The sequence below is a fragment of the Larkinella harenae genome (assembly GCF_054780515.1).
Genome location: NZ_BAAGWE010000003.1, coordinates 313,381 through 330,678, shown reverse-complemented (window position 1 = coordinate 330,678; position 17,298 = coordinate 313,381). Strand labels below are relative to the sequence as shown.

The following is a 17,298-nucleotide window of genomic DNA, read 5'->3' as shown; positions in this document are numbered from 1 at the left end:
TTTTCACCCAATAAAACTCCATCCAATGTCATTCAAAAAGAATAAGAAGCTCAACAGCGACTTTTCCAGAGTGCTGATCAGCCTGGCCTCGCCCGAGTCCATTCTGGAGAGTTCGTATGGCGAAGTGACGCAACCGGAGACGATCAACTACCGGACCTACAAGCCTGAAATGGGCGGGTTGTTCTGTGAGCGGATCTTCGGTCCAGTCAAAGACTGGGAGTGTCATTGTGGTAAATACAAACGTATTCGCTACAAAGGCATTATCTGCGATCGCTGTGGGGTAGAAGTGACGGAGAAGAAAGTGCGTCGGGAACGGATGGGACACATTGAACTGGTTGTTCCGGTGGCACACATCTGGTATTTCCGGAGCCTTCCCAATAAAATTGGATATCTGCTCGGGCTTTCTACAAAAAAACTTGATCAGATTATCTACTACGAACGGTATGTAGTTGCTCAACCGGGTATTAAAGGCGAGGACGGTATTCAGGAACTGGATTTCCTGACAGAAGACGAGTACCTGGATATTGTTGACAAACTGCCGAGCGGTAACCAACTGCTGCCGGATTCCGATCCGCAGAAATTTATTGCTAAAATGGGAGCTGAGGCTCTCGAACTGTTGTTGTCGCGGGTGAATCTGGACGAACTGTCTTACAACCTGCGTCATGCGGCTGCAACGGATACCTCGCAGCAACGGAAAGCCGAAGCGTTGAAACGCCTGAAGGTGGTAGAAGCCTTCCGGGATGCGAATACCCGCGTTGAAAACCGTCCGGAATGGATGGTAATTCGGATGGTACCGGTTATTCCGCCGGAACTGCGTCCGCTGGTCCCCTTGGACGGTGGTCGTTTTGCAACCTCCGATTTGAACGATCTGTACCGCCGGGTAATTATCCGGAATAACCGTCTGAAGCGTCTGATCGAAATCAAGGCACCGGAGGTGATTCTGCGGAACGAAAAACGGATGTTGCAGGAAGCCGTTGACTCCTTGTTTGACAACTCGCGGAAAGTAAACGCTGTGCGTTCGGAAGGAAACCGGGCCTTGAAATCCCTCTCTGACATGCTGAAAGGGAAGCAGGGACGGTTCCGTCAAAACCTGCTCGGTAAGCGGGTTGACTACTCGGGCCGTTCGGTTATCGTGGTAGGTCCGGAGTTAAAACTGCACGAGTGCGGTTTGCCCAAAGATATGGCGGCTGAGTTGTTCAAACCGTTCATTATCCGGAAACTGATCGAACGGGGTATCGTTAAAACCGTTAAATCAGCGAAGAAAATCGTTGACCGGAAGGACCCGATTATCTGGGATATTCTGGAAAACGTATTGAAAGGACACCCCGTTCTGCTGAACCGAGCTCCAACGCTGCACCGTCTGGGTATTCAGGCTTTCCAGCCAAAACTGATCGAAGGAAAAGCGATTCAGCTGCACCCGTTGGTCTGTACGGCTTTCAACGCTGACTTTGACGGTGACCAGATGGCCGTTCACGTTCCGCTGGGACAGGAAGCTATTCTGGAAGCCTCGATGCTGATGCTGGCGTCGCACAACATCCTGAACCCTGCCAACGGGGCGCCGATTACGGTACCATCGCAGGACATGGTATTGGGACTGTATTATGTGACAAAAGGCCGTAAGAGCACACCTGAATACCCGATTGCGGGGGAAGGAATGACGTTCTACGGAGCAGATGAGGTAATCATTGCTATCAACGAAAAGAAAGTTTCAAAGCACGCCAACATCAAGGTCCGGACGAAAGTACGGAACGAGAAAGGTGAGCTGGAAACGAAGATTATCGAAACTGTAGCTGGCCGTGTTCTGTTCAACCAGTCAGTGCCGGAAGAAGTAGGGTATATCAATGAACTGTTGACGAAGAAAAAACTGCAGCAGATCATCTCGTATATTTTCAAGATCTCGGGTGGCTCTAAAACCGCTCAGTTCCTGGACGACATCAAAGAACTCGGTTTCCAGATGGCCTTCAAAGGTGGTTTGTCGATCGGTTTGAGCGATGTGAAAGTGCCCGATGCCAAAGAACAACTGATTGGCGAAGCCAAGCAGGAAGTAGAAGGTGTCTGGAATAACTATCTGATGGGTCTGATCACGGAAAACGAGCGTTACAACCAGGTGATTGATATCTGGACGCGTGTTAATAGCCGGATTACAGAAACCCTCATGAAGCAGTTGGAAGCCGATCAGCAAGGATTCAACTCAATCTTCATGATGATGCACTCTGGTGCGCGGGGTTCTCGCGAACAGATTCGTCAGCTCGGTGGTATGCGGGGTTTGATGGCCAAGCCGCAGAAAAACCTGCAAGGGTCGGTCGGTGAGATCATCGAAAACCCGATTCTGTCGAACTTCAAAGAAGGGCTGGACGTATTGGAGTACTTCATCTCGACGCACGGTGCACGGAAAGGTTTGGCGGATACGGCTTTGAAAACGGCCGATGCCGGTTACCTGACCCGTCGTCTGCACGACGTTGCGCAGGATGTCATCATTACCGAAGATGATTGCGGAACACTTCGTGGTCTGCAAATCTCGGCGCTGAAAGACAACGAGGATATTGTTGAACCGCTGTCGGAGCGGATCCTGGGCCGGGTCACGGTGCACGATCTGTACAATCCGTTGACCAAAGAACTGATCATTGCTGGTGGTAGCGAAATCAATGAAGAGATTGCCGCAGCCATCGACGAAACCAGCATCGAAACCGTTGAAATCCGTTCTGTACTAACGTGTGAATCCAAGAAAGGGGTTTGTGCGAAATGCTACGGCCGGAACCTGGCAACGGGCCGGATGGTTGATATCGGTGAAGCCGTTGGGGTAATTGCTTCGCAATCCATCGGTGAACCGGGAACGCAGTTGACACTTCGTACTTTCCACGTGGGTGGTACGGCTTCTAACATTGCGGTTGATGCCTCGATCCGGGCGAAGTTTGATGGTCTGGTTCAGTTCGAAGAAATGCGGACGGTTGAATCAGTCGACAACGAAGGCAACCCGATCACAGTAGTAATGGGGCGTTCGGGTGAGATCAAGATTGTTGATCCACAGAACCCGAACCTGGTGCTGATCAGCAACAACGTACCGTATGGTGCTTTCCTTCGCGTTAAAGAAAATACCCTCGTGAAGAAGGGAGATGAGCTTTGCGCTTGGGATCCGTACAACGCCGTTATTTTGTCCGAACTAACCGGTAAGGTTTCGTTTGAGGCAATCGAAGAAGCCATCACATACCGTGAAGAGTTTGACGAACAAACGGGCTTCCAGGAGATGGTGATCATCGAAAGTCGTGATAAAACCAAGAACCCGGCAATCGTTGTCAAAGGAACCAGTACTTTGCTGGAAGATACAACCGAGAAAGGTTATAACCTGCCGGTAAGCGCCCGTCTGGTAGTGAAAAACGGCCAAGACATTAAAGCGGGCCAGCCGGTTGCCAAGATTCCGCGTAACGTGGGTAAAACCCGCGATATTACGGGTGGTCTGCCACGGGTAACGGAATTGTTCGAAGCGCGTAATCCGTCGAACCCGGCGGTTGTGAGTGAAATCGACGGTGTTGTTACCTACGGTACAATCAAACGTGGTAACCGGGAGATCTTCATCGAGTCGAAAGACGGAACGAAGAAAAAATACCTGGTGCCATTGTCGAAACACATTCTGGTACAGGATAATGACTTCGTACGGGCGGGTGATCCGCTGTCGGATGGTGCCATTACGCCGTCGGATATTCTCTCAATCAAAGGCCCAACTGCGGTGCAGGAGTACCTGGTGAACGAGATTCAGGAAGTATACCGTCTGCAAGGGGTGAAAATCAACGACAAGCACATTGAAGCGATTGTTCGTCAGATGATGCAGAAAGTTGAGATCATGGATGCAGGTGATACAATCTTCCTGGATATGCAATCAGTGGATAAGTGGAGCTTCCGGAACGAAAACGACAAAATCATGAACATGAAAGTCGTGACCGATTCGGGCGATTCAGATACGCTGAAAGCAGGCCAGATTATTTCGGTTCGCCGTCTGCGCGATGAAAACTCAAGCCTGAAACGTCGGGATATGAAGCTGGTGGAAGTGCGCGATGCAATGCCAGCGGTTTCTCAGCCAACCTTACAGGGAATCACGCAGGCGTCGTTGGGAACGGAAAGCTTCCTCTCGGCGGCTTCCTTCCAGGAAACGACCAAAGTATTGAGCGAGGCTTCCATCCGTGGAAAAGCTGATTACCTCGAAGGGTTGAAAGAAAACGTGTTGGTGGGCCACCTGATTCCGGCTGGAACGGGGATGCGTCGGTACAACAACATCATTGTCAATTCGAAAGAGGAATACGAATCGTTCGTTGAGACGCGTGAGAAGTTTACGCGTACCAAAAGACGTGAGACGGTTTAAAACCGTTCGTGAATAAAAACGACCAGGGTCAAACCGAAAGGTTTGGCCCTGTTTTTGTCTTATAATGAGGGGTCTATGGAGGGTTAACAAACGCGGCTTTCGGGGTTCGACCGACACCATCAGGCTCTACAGTAAATAACGCAACGCATCGCAAACTACCTAAAGCCGCAGATAGTTGTTTGTTTTTGATTCTTATAGCTAATACGATGGAAAACCAGTCTCCTGATCAGGAAAACCAGATCAACGTCGAACTGACGGAAGAAATTGCGGAGGGCATTTATGCCAACCTTGCTATGATTGCCCACTCCAATAGCGAATTTATCATTGACTTTATTCGCCTGATGCCTGGTATTCCGAAGGCAAAAGTAAAATCGCGGATAATTCTGACCCCCGAGCATGCCAAGCGCCTGTTAACGGCTCTGAAAGACAATATCCGCAAATTCGAAGATGCTTACGGTAGTATTAATGGAGCCGATGAAGCCTTTCGTTTTCCCACCCAGTTTGGCGGACCCATTGGCGAAGCCTAAGAAGGTCAAGGACAGGTAGGTAGTTGAAATTAATTCAGTTATCTTTTTGGTTTTCCATTTGATTTGGCTAATTTTGCACTCCTAATTTTCCAGAGGACTGTAGTAATACTTATTCTGATACAATGCCTACGATACAACAATTAGTACGCAAGGGCCGCGAAAAACTGACTTTTAAGTCAAAGTCACCGGCGCTGGACTCTTGCCCACAACGTCGTGGTGTGTGTACGCGTGTGTACACAACCACCCCTAAAAAGCCTAACTCGGCTTTGCGTAAAGTAGCTCGTGTGCGTTTGTCACACGGCAAAGAGGTCAACGCCTATATTCCGGGCGAAGGTCACAACCTGCAGGAGCACTCAATTGTACTGGTTCGCGGTGGCCGGGTAAAAGACCTTCCAGGGGTTCGTTACCACATTGTTCGGGGTGCGCTTGATACCGCTGGTGTAAGCGGCCGGAAACAAGCCCGCTCGAAATACGGTGCAAAACGTCCGAAACCAGGTCAGGTAGCGGCTCCAACCAAAGGAGGCAAGAAGAAATAATTCACTCCTTATTAAATTTTAACTGAGTGCCGTAAACGCTGCACAGCACTTAGAGTAAGATTCATATCTGAAGATCATGAGAAAGGCAAAACCAAAGAAAAGATACGTTTTACCCGATCCTAAATTCAAGGAGACGCTGGTAACGAAATTTGTAAATAACCTCATGTACGAAGGCAAGAAAAGCCTTTCGTACTCCATTTTCTACGATGCACTGGAGCTGGTTGAGAAAAAAACCAACGACAATGGTCTGGAAATATGGAAAAAGGCATTGAACAATGTAATGCCTGCTGTTGAGGTAAAAAGCCGCCGGGTTGGTGGTGCAACATTCCAGGTTCCGACGGAAGTGCGTCCTGATCGTAAAGTATCAGTAGGCATGAAATGGCTGATCAAGTATGCCCGTTCTCGTGGTGAAAAAACCATGGTAGATCGTTTGGCTGCGGAAATCATAGCCGCATCGAAAGGTGAGGGCGCTGCCGTTAAGAAGAAGGATGATACACACCGGATGGCAGAAGCGAACAAGGCTTTCTCCCACTTCCGGTTCTAATCCAACCTTGTGTAACTTCTTTAAAAGGCCTTCCCAATTGGGAAGGCCTTTTTGTTTAGAATGCCATCATGAATTCGGTGAGATTGGCTTCTGGGTCCAGGCTCAAGCGCTTTCGCAATCGATACCGTTTTAACTCAACGCCACGAACGGTAATATTCAGAAGTTTGGCAACTTCCTTGCTCGAGAGATTCATCCGCAGGTAAGCTGCCAGCCGCAAGTCATCAGGCGTCAGACCATTGTACTGGCTGAGCAGCTGTTTAAAAAACTGTTCATGGACCTTGTTGAAGTTTTTCTCGAACAGCTTCCAGTCCTGCCGACTCGAAATATTGGAATCAATCAATCTAATGAGCTGGTTGATATGGCCGGTAGCCTGATCAATCGTTTGCCGTTGTTGAACCTCACCTTTCAACTTTTCAACTTCGTCCTTTAGCTTGATCAGCAAATCGTTTTTGTGAATCAGGTTCATTGTGGTGTTAGCCAGTTCTTCCGCCTTGCCAATAACATCCTGTTCGAGTTTTTCCTTCTGCAACCGCATCACCTGCTGGCGGTGCCGCTCCTGTTCCTGAGCCAGTTGCTCCTCCATCTGCCGCCAGACTTGTAACTGATGCGCGCGAACCTGTCGCTTATGAACATAAATAGTCAGACCGGCCAACCCACAAAGCAGCAGAAAATAACATCCGTACGCCCAGTTGCTTTGATACCAGGGCGGCAGGATTTCAAAATGAAGGGAAGTAAAGGTGCCATCGTCGTTAGACCGTACCTGAAACCAATAATTGCCCGGTTGTAAACTTGCATATTCTTTATCGCTAACCTTACTGAACTCGGACCATTGCTCATCAAGTCCGAGCAGCCGATAGCTAAACAAAGGTGCGTGAATCGATGCCGGATGGCTGAAACGGAAAGTGAGGTGATTTTCTTCGGCTTTCAGAACGGGCTGAGCAGATTGGAGCGAAAGGGAGTTCCGAAAGGTAAAGGAGCGGTTTTCCGGACTATTGACGATGGTCAACTGACGAATCAACGGTTTGCTTGTTAGCTGTCGGTTGCTTACCGCCATGATTTCCTGGCGTGGCAGCAGGGCATATCCTTTTTCAAAGCACAGCAGATAGTAAGCTGAGTCCAGTGGCACAATGTTCTCGTAGTCGTCCATCCAGGAAAAATTGCTGATGGCAAATTCCGCTCTTAACCCGTTCGGATTAACCACAAGCAGCGGCCCCGCTTGCCGCAAAAACAGAAGTTCGTCTTTCCAGCCCGTAAAAACCTGCCGAATGTCGCCGGTTACCCGAAAATCACGCTTTAATTTTTCATCGTTGGAATAGGTTGTAAACCATTTGAATTGATTGACCTTACGCACATCTGGCGAGAGTTTGATCCTGTATACGCCATGATGGGCGTGGCGGAGCCAGATCTGCCCGGCTGCATCTTCCCAAATGTCCCGGATGGGCTCGTTAAAACCGCTCACTGGATGGCTGAATTTCCAGTTGCCGGCTGCATCGCGCCGATAAACACAGAGGCCCGTATACGTCGCCTGTAGGGCAAAACCAGTTTGGGAAGCCAACGGATGAAACCGCCTGCCACCCGCCTGATGAGAGAGTCGCTCCCAACCGCCATCTGATGTAATCCGAAACGTACCCGAATTGTGGCCACACAGCAATTGATTGTCCAACACGGTCAGGTCCCAGACCTGACCCTGCGATCCTTCGACAAAATGGTAAACCGGTGCTCCTGACGGAAGAAAATCGCACCAGTAAACCCCATGATTAGTGCCCAGATAAAGTCGGTTGTTGTAAAGAACGGCATCGTAAGTCGTCCCCAACTGTCCGTTCGGATCACTGAAGTATTTTAAGGGCGTATTGAAGGAAAGGGCGTCGATGCCATCATCGAGCCCGGCCCATAAACTACCTTGCTTGTCCAGAGCGAGCGCAAGAATTGTGTTATTCTGCAACCCATCCTGCTGATTGATCGAATGGAGAACCGTACCGGTGGTATCAGTCACCAGAATCCCGTTCGAGATGGTCCCAAAAGCATACTGGCCATTTGGCAATATCAATCCCTTGTTGCATTGATACCGTTTTAAAAACTGGCTGGCCGAACGTTGAAAAGGAAAAAGTTGTCCGTTCTGATAGCGAAACAAGCCGTGATCGTGGGTGCCAATCAGTAAGCCATTTGAACCGAACGGAAGGATGGAATGAACGGCCATCGGAGCCAGAGACTCCGTTCCGGGGAGGGCCACAAACTTGGTACCAATCAGTTCGTATAAGCCTCTTCCAATACTTTGTATAAAATAGCGCTGATCGACAGCGTATAGAAACAAAACATTTCCGGGTAGGCGAAGCTCTTCAACCTGGCCAGCGCGGTACATAAATGCCGCTGAGAATGATTGGAAGAAAACAAAATCGGGCCCAACAACGATGTTCCAGATCTCTTCCTTCGGAAAACGTTTGGTATGAATCAGTTTCGTTAACGAATGGTAGTGCAGCACACCCGATGCGTTAGGCTGCCAATAGCCAATTTCACCCAGACCGCCCGTAAATATTCTCCCCTGCTGATCGATGGCGACGGCGCGGACAATGGTTTGTTTGGGAAGTCGATAAAGTTGCCACCGGGTGCCATCAAACTCCAGCAATCCTTTGGAATTTCCTGCGTACAGAAAACCGGTAGTGGAGTCCTGGCAAAGTGACCAGTTTTGATTGTAAGCTTGATAATCCTGTTTGGAAAAATTACGAATGTAAGGAGCAAAATCGTGGGTCGAAAAGTTTGGAGACGCAACTGCTCCTGCTGCTATAAGTAACCAAATAAACAGTACCAAATACTTATTTATTCGATAAGAACAATTCATGTTGATGAGCACCAAAAAATCTGGAAAAAATTTCTCAAAGATACAACCTGTTCACTATTAATGCATAATAAGGTGAGATATGCGTATTAAGAGTATCGTAACTAAATGACTAGTTAAAATGATGTAGTAGTGATGTACCCTCTTTTTAACCTGATTGGCGCATTGTTAGTTTATATTTGAGCTACAAAAAATAGAATATTTTATAAGAAAAATTATGAAGAGGGGTTTACGAATTTTGATGCCCCTGCTGCTGCTGGCAGCCACGACATGGGCGCAGCAACGTGTAAGCGGCAGAGTAACGGATAGCGAAGGAGCCGGGTTACCGGGTGTAAGTGTGCAAGTGAAGAGCACAACAAAAGGAGCTAATACCGACGCCAACGGACAGTACAGCATTGAGGCCAACCAGGGAGAGGTACTGGTGTTCAGCTTTATTGGGATGAAGACAACCGAACGGCCCGTGAACGGTGCCTCACTGGACGTTCAGTTGGAGGAAGATGTCACAACGCTCACCGAGGTAGTTGCCATCGGATATGGCGTACAACGGAAAGCGGATGTAACGGGCGCTATTTCTTCCGTAAAAGCGCAGGATATCGCCAGCCGGCCGGTTGCTTCAGCTACGCAGGCATTGCAGGGAAAGGCCGCCGGAGTATTGATCACGACAAACCAGGGTTTGCCGGGCGCGGCTCCCAATGTTCGGATTCGGGGCGTTGGAACCGTCGGCAATAGCAATCCACTCTACGTGGTAGATGGTATGTTTGTCGATGACATCCGGTTTCTGAACCCCTCCGACATCCAGACCATTGATGTGTTGAAAGATGCGTCTTCACTGGCAATCTATGGGGTACGGGGTGCTAACGGGGTGGTCTTGATTACCACAAAAGGTGGGAAGTCAGGGCGAACAGTCTTTAATTACGAAGGCTACGCGGGCGTTACGCAGCTCAGTAAGAAGCTGGACATGACCAACGCCAGCGAATTTGCCACGCTGGTGAATGAAGTGGCAGTCAGCGAGGGAGGGCAGCCTAAGTTTCCGAATCCGGGTTCACTAGGGGCCGGAACCGACTGGTTCGATTACATCTTCCGTTCGGGAAGCATCCAAAATCACCAGATTACGGCTTCGGGCGGCAACGAACGGGTGACTTTCAATGTCAGCGGGAGTTATTACGACGAAAAAGGAATTGTAAAACAATCGGCGTATAACCGTCTGACGTTCCGGGTCAACAACACGTATAAGATGACGAGCAATTTCCGGCTTGGGAATAACCTGGCTTTCTCGCGGTCGCAATCCAACAACATACCCTCCGGTATTGTTCAGACGGCTTATAATGCCGATCCGACTATTACGCCCATAAACGCCAACGGTTCATACGGTTTCTCGAACGTCAGCACCGTTGCCAACCCGGCGGCTACGCTGGCCTACCAGACCGATGATATCGTTAAGAGTGGGCAACTAGTTGGGAATATCTACGGCGAACTCGACTTTTTGAAATCGTTTACCCTGCGTTCGAGCTTTGGGGTGGATCTGGGCCTCAACAACAGTCGGGTGTATTTGCCGCAATACCTGGTGTCGGCCAGTCAGCGCAACGATCAGAGCAAACTGACACGAGAATACGGTCTTAACACCACCTGGTTGTGGGAAAACACGTTGACGTTCAACCAGACGTTTGGCAAAATTCATAACATCAATGCTCTGCTGGGTGCTACGGCCCAAACCACCCGGGCCGACTTGTTGCAGGGAATCCGGTTCAACGTACCGGGTTATAGCGACGACGTTAAATTTCTGTCGCTGGGCAGTACGGTCGGAGCGCAGGCAACCGATAATCCCGATAACCGGAGTTACGAATTTACCTACGCATCGTATCTGTTCCGGGTAAATTACAGCTTGCTGGACCGGTATTTACTGACCGTGAGCCTCCGGCGGGATGGTTCGTCGCGCTTTCCACCCGAAAGCCGCTGGGCTACTTTTCCGGCAGTCGGTCTGGGCTGGCGGATTATTGATGAATCCTTCATGAAAGGCCAGCAGCTATTTTCCAATCTGAAACTGCGGGTTAGTTACGGAAAGCTGGGTAACACGAACATTCCGAACTACCTCTATTACTCCCGAATCACCAGTGGATTGAACGGTATTTTCGGACCTGGACAAAACATTCAGCAGGGGGCCACGCTGGAAAGCACAACGACCTCAAACCTGACCTGGGAAACCGTCACGCAAACCGATATTGGCTTGGAAATGGGCTTTCTGGATAACCGGCTGACGGCTGAGATAGATTACTACAACCGGCAGACCTCCGATATGATTCTGAATGTCAACATCGGAAACGGGCGTCAGGTGCAAGCCAACGCTGCCAGTGCTTACAACCGGGGTTTTGAAGTAACGGCAGGCTGGAATGACAATGTTGGCGGTTTGAAATACAGCCTGAATGCCAACCTGACCACGGTGCAGAACGAAGTAACCAATCTAGGAAACGGCGGTATTCCGATTATCGGCGGTAGCCTCGGAAACGGTCGTACGGCGACTCTGACGGATGTAGGCCGCCCTATTGGCGCTTTCTACGGCTATCGTATGGTGGGCGTTTTCCAAACGGCAGACGAAGTTCGGGGCAGTGCCCAGCCCGCTGCCCAACCCGGTGATTTGCGCTATGAAGATGTTAATGGTGATGGCGTCATCAACGGCGACGACCGTGTGTACCTGGGAACACCCATTCCGAAAATGTTCTGGGGTTTTAACTCTAACTTCTCTTTCAAAGGCTTTGATCTGGGGCTGGACTTTCAGGGATCACACGGTAATAAAATTTACAACGGTCGGCGGGCTGTGCGCTTCGGGAACGAAAATTATGAGCGGATTGCCTTGGAACGCTGGACTCCGCAAAACCCGTCGACTACACAGCCGCGCCTGACCAACGGTGGGCAGAACTACGACGTGTCGAATTATTTCATCGAAAGCGGCTCTTTTGTCCGGATTCGGAATATCCAGATTGGCTATACACTGCCATCGAGCCTGCTGAGTTCCATTGGCATCCGTTCCATTCGGGCGTATGTTAATGCCCTGAACCCGGTGACGTTTACCAATTATTCCGGATTCTCACCGGAGGTGGGTGGCAACGAAAGCAGCACCTTAAGCCGGGGTGTCGATCTCGATGTGGTTCCGGTTTACCGGACAACAACCGTTGGTTTACAGATTGGCTTCTAATTTTAATTGGCAACAACCATGAATTCGATATCAAAACAGTTTTTAAAAATCGCTCTGGCGGGTGCCCTGATGCTAACGGGGCAGGGATGCAGCGAGGAATTTCTGGAAAAAAAACCGCAGGGTGAGCTCGTTACTGATGATTTCTTCAACAGCCAGGAAGGGGCTATTCAGGCAACCAACGCTATTTACTGGCAACTCCGTCAGTGGCCGACGCACGTATTTGCCTTCATAGCCGTGTCGAGCCTGACTTCCGATGATGCCGAGAAAGGGAGTGAACCGGGCGATGCTTCTTTTCTGAGTGAGTTTGACCGGTTTACGCTAACGTCTACCAACGGCGGGGTAAACGACTTCTGGAGTGGGCAGTACCTGGGCATTGCCAAGGCCAATCAGGTCATTGAACGGGTTCCGGCGATTGCCATGGACGAAACCCTGAAAGCACGGCTGATCGGTGAAGCGAAAATGATCCGGGCCTATCTGTATTTCAACCTCGTCCGGACGTTTGGCGGGATTCCCCTGATTACGCAACTTCAGGACGACAATGCTCCGGCGGTGCCACGAGCCACCAGCGCCGAGATTTACGCCCAAATCGAAAAGGATCTGAACGACGCGATAGCCGCGCTACCGGAGAAATCCGCGTACGCAGCTACGGATTTGGGCCGCGCTACCAAAGGAGCCGCCAAAGGTTGGCTGGCCAAGGTGTCGATGTACCAGGGTAAGTGGAGTGAAGTGCTGCGGCTGACCAATGAAATCATGCAATCGGGGCAGTATGATCTGAAAACACCCTACGGAGTGATCTTTACCGAAGCCGGTGAAAATTCATCAGAATCGTTGTTTGAGGTCCAGGCGGCTGCTCTGCCGCAGGGGGGCGGAGGATCGCAGTACGCCGAAGTACAAAGCGTGCGCGGGCAATTTGGCTGGGGCTTTAACGTGCCGTCGGAGGACCTGGTGAAAGCCTACGAATCCGGCGATCCACGCAAGGATGCGACCATTATCGAGCGGGGTGAAACCATGCCCGACGGGGTCGTGATTATTTCAAATGCGACCAATCCGTATTACAACCAGAAAGCTTATGTGGCGCAAAACGAGACGAAATCACCCAATGGTTTGGGCGATTCCAATAAGAACATCCGTTTGTTGCGCTATGCCGATATTGTGTTGATGAACGCCGAAGCCGCCAACGAACTGAATCAATCGCAGCAGGCCGTTACCTCGCTGAATTCAGTCCGGGCGCGGGCGCGGGGTAACAATACCGGTATTCTGCCGAACGTGGCCTTCACCAACAAAGAGCAACTGAAAATGGCGATCTGGAAAGAACGCCGGGTGGAATTGGCGATGGAACACGACCGCTTCTGGGATCTGGTGCGGCAGGGTCGGGCCGGAACGGTGTTGCGGGCCTTGGGCAAGCAGTTCGTCAACGGAAAAAGTGAACTGATGCCGATTCCGCAGCCGCAGATTGATGCCAGTGGGGGCGTGCTAACCCAAAATCCGGGGTACTAAACACCGCTAGTTTGCATAAAACAAGTGCCGAAGAGGCTATAGCGATTTGTTTATAGCCTCTTTTCTTTTAACGACAGCCAGATGAAACACTTAAAAATAGTATTCCTCTTTTTACCGGCCCTGGTCGCTCAACTGACCTGCCGGGCTCAATCGAATTTGCCAGCCACATCCGTTACCAACGAATACAGCGAATACATGGAAACCGTCCAGAAAGCTACGTTTAGCTATTTCTGGGATTTTGCCCATCCGGTTTCCGGCCTGGCTCCTGAACGGACAGCTACGCCCAATGTGGTTACAACGGGTGGAACGGGTTTTGGCATCATGGCCATCGTGGTCGGGGCTGATCGCCGGTGGGTGAGCCGTGCCGAAGCGGTTCAGCGGTTGCAGAAGATGGTCGGTTTTCTGGAAAAAGCTGACCGGTTTCACGGGGTCTGGCCACACTGGCTCGACGGCAATTCGGGGAAGGTCATTCCCTTCTCAAATTATGATAATGGGGGCGATCTGGTTGAAACGGCTTTTCTGGTGAACGGTTTATTGAGCGCCCGAACGTATTTTGACGGGGCGATCGGTGCCGAAAAAGACCTGCGCCAACGGATCGATAAACTCTGGCGCGAAGTGGAATGGGACTGGTACGTCCGCGACGGTAAACTGCTCTGGCATTGGTCACCGAATCACGAATGGAAAATGAACCATCCTCTGCGGGGCCATGACGAAACCCTGATTACGTATGTACTGGCGCTGGGATCGCCGACGCACGCCATCAAACCGGAAGTTTACCAAAATACGTACAAGCAAAGCGACCATTACGTCAACAACCAGACTTACTTCGGTTACAAATTACCGCTGGGTTTTCCGATGGGTGGGCCGCTGTTCTTTACGCATTATTCGTTTCTGAGCCTCGACCCGCGGTTGATGCAGGATGAGCAGACGAACTACTGGCAGCAGAATATGAACCACACGCTCATCAACCGCGCGCACTGCCTGCAACCACGTCAGGCCATGTTTGGTTATGGTCCGGGCAATTGGGGCCTGACCGCTAGTGATGACTATAACTTCTATGATGCGCACTCGCCCACAAATGACAACGGTACCATCAGTCCAACGGCTGCTTTGTCGTCTTTTCCATATACGCCCTACTACTCCATGCAGGTGCTGCGGAATCTGTACCTGCGGGAGGGGAACCGGCTGTTTGGTTCTTACGGTTTTTACGATGCCTACAACAAGGGCTTAAACTGGTATTCAAACCAGTATCTGGCGATTGATCAGGGGCCAATTGTGGTAATGATGGAAAATTACCGCTCGGGTTTGATCTGGAAACTGGGCGAGAAAACGCCGGAGTTGTGGATTGGTTTAACCAAAATGGGTATTAAAAAACCGACCTATTCCACCGGCTTTTATTCCTACGCCCCGGATTTTCGAACCGGTTATATTGACCTCTGGAAGCACCCGGATCGCGGGGCTTATGTGCTCGACTTCGCTGTAAAAGGAACCCAGGCCGTAACGCTAATGGTGCGCGACGAAACGGGCCGGGATGGGCAGAAATTAATCGATAACAAGACTTATCCCGAAGGAACGCACCAGTTCACCTTCCAGCTACCGGACGGCAAATACGAATTCGAATGGACGCAGGGGGAAGTAAAGCAGCGGGTTAAGATTTCACTTCATCAAGGTGTGGATAACCAGTAAGAGTTTGATGAGCAATAGCTTATAACCATTGCTCATTGGAATCGACGGACGGGCCATCGATTAGAAAAGTGAGTAAATAAATGGAGCGAGGGCCGAGCCGGTTGTAAAAACGGTTAATGCGCTCAGCAACAGCAAAAGAATTAGCAATGGATAAAGCCAGTACCGTTTGCGCGTCCGCATGAAAAGCCAAAAATCGTGTAGAAACTCCATCGGATTAGTTTTTGAGGGTTTGAAGCCGGGCCTTTAATTGCAACGCTACGGGGTTGCGTGGGTCCAGCTGAAGCGATTTATCCACGTATTTAGCGGCCCCGGCGGTATTGGCAAATTTCAGATAACCAGCCGCTAACTGATTGCTCAAGGCAACATTGGTTGTATCGGCCAGAAACTGATTTTTGGCAGCAACCAATTGTTCAACAAACAGCTGCAATTCGTTCAAACTGAACTGGGTTTCGTTATGAGCCGTTGCGTAGCGCAGATAAGGCAGGGCTTCGTCGGGTCGGTCAAGTTTCAGCAAAGTGATGAACAGGTTCTGCGCGGTCGGAAACGTTTCTTCCAATTGAAATGCTTTTTTCAGAAACCAGACCGCCCGTTCGGGCTGATTCAGGCTTAGGGATAATTTCCCGGCCTGACCATAAAAAGCCGGGTCATACGGAGACTCCAACATCAGCGCTTCGGTAACCTGCAAAGCAGCCTGTGGGTTTTGCGATTTCTGGTAATGGACCAGGAGTTGTTGCATAGCATTGGGCCACGAAATCTGCTTTACCACCAGCGCGCCCGCCAGCTGTTCTTCAACGGTTTTGGCGCGCTTTTCGTCCGGAGGCATTGGTTCATTGAACGGCCAGCCTTCTTTCAGGATCAGCATTTCAAATGACCCTTTGAGCGAGTCCACTGGCGTAATCGGCATTTGCTGGCGCAGTTGAGCCAGAGAAAGTTCGTTTTTCCACTCGTCGGCAATCAGGCGCCTTTTTTTCAGGGCCTCATAAAATGCATCCGAAAGGAGTGCATAACCGTATAAATTGGGGTGAACGTGTTCCAGCAGCGTTTCCTGGCCCAGAATGCCGTTCGGTGAATGGCGTTCAAAAACCGTTTGAGCGTCTACCACCGTAATGCCCGGATACCGGTTTGCCAGCCCCTGAATCACCTGATTCATGGCTTCTGGTGCCCGAAACCGTAACAAATCCAGTTCCTTCGCCTGCACAAACTGCTGTTTAGCCTCGGCAAAATGGCCATTTGCGTAGGACTGAGTGGCCTGTTCGAACTGGTGCTGCGCTGAGGCCGTGGTGTTGCCCGGTGCGCTGATAAACGGCTTTAGATCCTTTTCGTTGCTGACCAGGTTGCTGATGAAAACCGGAATGTGCTTTTTCGAAAATAACCGGCAAAGATCGTTCAAGTTGGTTTCAAACTGCTTAATACCTTGCTGATATGTGTCCGAACCGTAGACAATCTGCTGATCGGCGGCCATGCGTTTCATCAGGTTTTCGCGCAAATCGACGTCTCCGCCCGATACGGCTTTGCGAATACCCACCAGTGTACGGTTTAGCAACTGTATGACCCGAAATTCCCGCAGCTTGAGCACCAGCCGTACCAGCACCGGATGCCCGCCCAGCGAACTGGTGGACCCCACGCCCATGGCACCGTAATATTCGTTATGACCGGTGTAAATGAGCACGGCATCCGGCTCATAATCGGGCAGTTGCTGAGCAAAACCAAAAACCGTATAGGAGTTTACCGCCGTCAACGACAGATTAATGACCTCGAAAGTTCGGTTTGGAAAGGTGTGCATCAGCCGGTAGTGCAACCAGCGGTGAAACGAACCGTTGTGAAAATACGGATAGCCAACGGTGGTCGATTCGCCCAGCACAAAAATGCGGAAGGTGCCCTCGGCTTTCCGTTGCCGGAACGGTTCGAAATTGCCGACGGTAGCGTTATCGGTTTCGGTAAAATACCGTTCCGACGCGTGCGGATTCATGATCCAGTATCCCTTGCGCTGCGGGTCTTCGATAAACAGCCGATAATCGTGACCGTAACCGAATAGACGGAGCAGCCCTTCGACCAACAGCAGCAGCAGCAAGGGCGAAAGGGCCGCGAGCCCTTTAAAGAGCCATAACCGTTTTTTCATGGCTACAACCGT

10 protein-coding genes are annotated in these 17,298 nt (G+C 50.5%); 7 read left to right on the top strand and 3 right to left on the bottom strand.

What is annotated here, in order from left to right; all coding sequences use genetic code 11:
- The first annotated feature begins 25 nt into the window (after positions 1 to 25).
- From rpoC to rpsG, 4 genes are all read left to right on the top strand, one after another.
- Complete coding sequence (gene rpoC, locus ACYVH9_RS18390; RefSeq protein ID WP_460637852.1) at positions 26 to 4,354, top strand: DNA-directed RNA polymerase subunit beta'; 4,329 nt, start codon at positions 26 to 28, stop codon at positions 4,352 to 4,354.
- A 206-nt stretch (positions 4,355 to 4,560) separates the two neighbouring features.
- Positions 4,561 to 4,881: a DUF3467 domain-containing protein gene (locus ACYVH9_RS18385; RefSeq protein WP_460637851.1), complete on the top strand. Its 321-nt coding sequence runs from the start codon at positions 4,561 to 4,563 to the stop codon at positions 4,879 to 4,881.
- 122 nt (positions 4,882 to 5,003) lie between these two features.
- Positions 5,004 to 5,417, top strand: coding sequence for a 30S ribosomal protein S12 (gene rpsL / locus ACYVH9_RS18380; RefSeq protein ID WP_460637850.1), 414 nt, complete (start codon positions 5,004 to 5,006; stop codon positions 5,415 to 5,417).
- 76 nt (positions 5,418 to 5,493) lie between these two features.
- Positions 5,494 to 5,961: a 30S ribosomal protein S7 gene (gene rpsG, locus ACYVH9_RS18375; protein ID WP_460637849.1), complete on the top strand. Its 468-nt coding sequence runs from the start codon at positions 5,494 to 5,496 to the stop codon at positions 5,959 to 5,961.
- 55 nt (positions 5,962 to 6,016) lie between these two features.
- Here rpsG and ACYVH9_RS18370 read toward each other — a convergent pair whose 3' ends face one another.
- Positions 6,017 to 8,767 (bottom strand): ligand-binding sensor domain-containing protein, encoded by a 2,751-nt coding sequence (locus ACYVH9_RS18370; RefSeq protein ID WP_460637848.1) that lies wholly within the window; start codon positions 8,765 to 8,767, stop codon positions 6,017 to 6,019.
- Positions 8,768 to 9,011: 244 nt separating this feature from the next.
- Here ACYVH9_RS18370 and ACYVH9_RS18365 point away from each other — a divergent pair, with 244 nt between their 5' ends.
- The 3 genes from ACYVH9_RS18365 (at position 9,012) to ACYVH9_RS18355 (ending at position 15,167) form a co-directional block, all read left to right on the top strand.
- Positions 9,012 to 11,984 (top strand): SusC/RagA family TonB-linked outer membrane protein, encoded by a 2,973-nt coding sequence (locus ACYVH9_RS18365; protein ID WP_460637847.1) that lies wholly within the window; start codon positions 9,012 to 9,014, stop codon positions 11,982 to 11,984.
- A gap of 18 nt (positions 11,985 to 12,002) precedes the next feature.
- Entirely contained in the window at positions 12,003 to 13,481 is a 1,479-nt protein-coding gene (locus ACYVH9_RS18360) for a RagB/SusD family nutrient uptake outer membrane protein (protein WP_460637846.1), read from the top strand.
- Between the two features lie 81 nt (positions 13,482 to 13,562).
- Complete coding sequence (locus tag ACYVH9_RS18355; protein WP_460637845.1) at positions 13,563 to 15,167, top strand: glucoamylase family protein; 1,605 nt, start codon at positions 13,563 to 13,565, stop codon at positions 15,165 to 15,167.
- Positions 15,168 to 15,227: 60 nt separating this feature from the next.
- On the opposite strand, the gene ACYVH9_RS18350 is transcribed toward ACYVH9_RS18355, so the two are convergent.
- Both ACYVH9_RS18350 and ACYVH9_RS18345 read right to left on the bottom strand, forming a co-directional pair.
- A complete protein-coding gene (locus ACYVH9_RS18350) occupies positions 15,228 to 15,377 on the bottom strand; it encodes a DUF5989 family protein (RefSeq protein WP_460637844.1) in 150 nt (49 codons plus the stop codon).
- A 4-nt stretch (positions 15,378 to 15,381) separates the two neighbouring features.
- Positions 15,382 to 17,286 carry a hypothetical protein gene (locus ACYVH9_RS18345; RefSeq protein ID WP_460637843.1) on the bottom strand — a complete coding sequence of 635 codons (1,905 nt, stop codon included), beginning with the start codon at positions 17,284 to 17,286 and terminating at the stop codon, positions 15,382 to 15,384.
- Between the last annotated feature and the right edge of the window lie 12 nt (positions 17,287 to 17,298).

What these genes read in the sequence shown, in the direction of transcription:
- rpoC (WP_460637852.1), top strand. Translation starts at nt 26, where the DNA reads ATGTCATTCAAAAAGAATAAGAAGCTCAACAGCGACTTTTCCAGAGTG.
- ACYVH9_RS18385 (WP_460637851.1), top strand. Translation starts at nt 4,561, where the DNA reads ATGGAAAACCAGTCTCCTGATCAGGAAAACCAGATCAACGTCGAACTG.
- rpsL (WP_460637850.1), top strand. Translation starts at nt 5,004, where the DNA reads ATGCCTACGATACAACAATTAGTACGCAAGGGCCGCGAAAAACTGACT.
- rpsG (WP_460637849.1), top strand. Translation starts at nt 5,494, where the DNA reads ATGAGAAAGGCAAAACCAAAGAAAAGATACGTTTTACCCGATCCTAAA.
- ACYVH9_RS18365 (WP_460637847.1), top strand. Translation starts at nt 9,012, where the DNA reads ATGAAGAGGGGTTTACGAATTTTGATGCCCCTGCTGCTGCTGGCAGCC.
- ACYVH9_RS18360 (WP_460637846.1), top strand. Translation starts at nt 12,003, where the DNA reads ATGAATTCGATATCAAAACAGTTTTTAAAAATCGCTCTGGCGGGTGCC.
- ACYVH9_RS18355 (WP_460637845.1), top strand. Translation starts at nt 13,563, where the DNA reads ATGAAACACTTAAAAATAGTATTCCTCTTTTTACCGGCCCTGGTCGCT.
- ACYVH9_RS18350 (WP_460637844.1), bottom strand. Translation starts at nt 15,377, where the DNA reads ATGGAGTTTCTACACGATTTTTGGCTTTTCATGCGGACGCGCAAACGG.
- ACYVH9_RS18345 (WP_460637843.1), bottom strand. Translation starts at nt 17,286, where the DNA reads ATGAAAAAACGGTTATGGCTCTTTAAAGGGCTCGCGGCCCTTTCGCCC.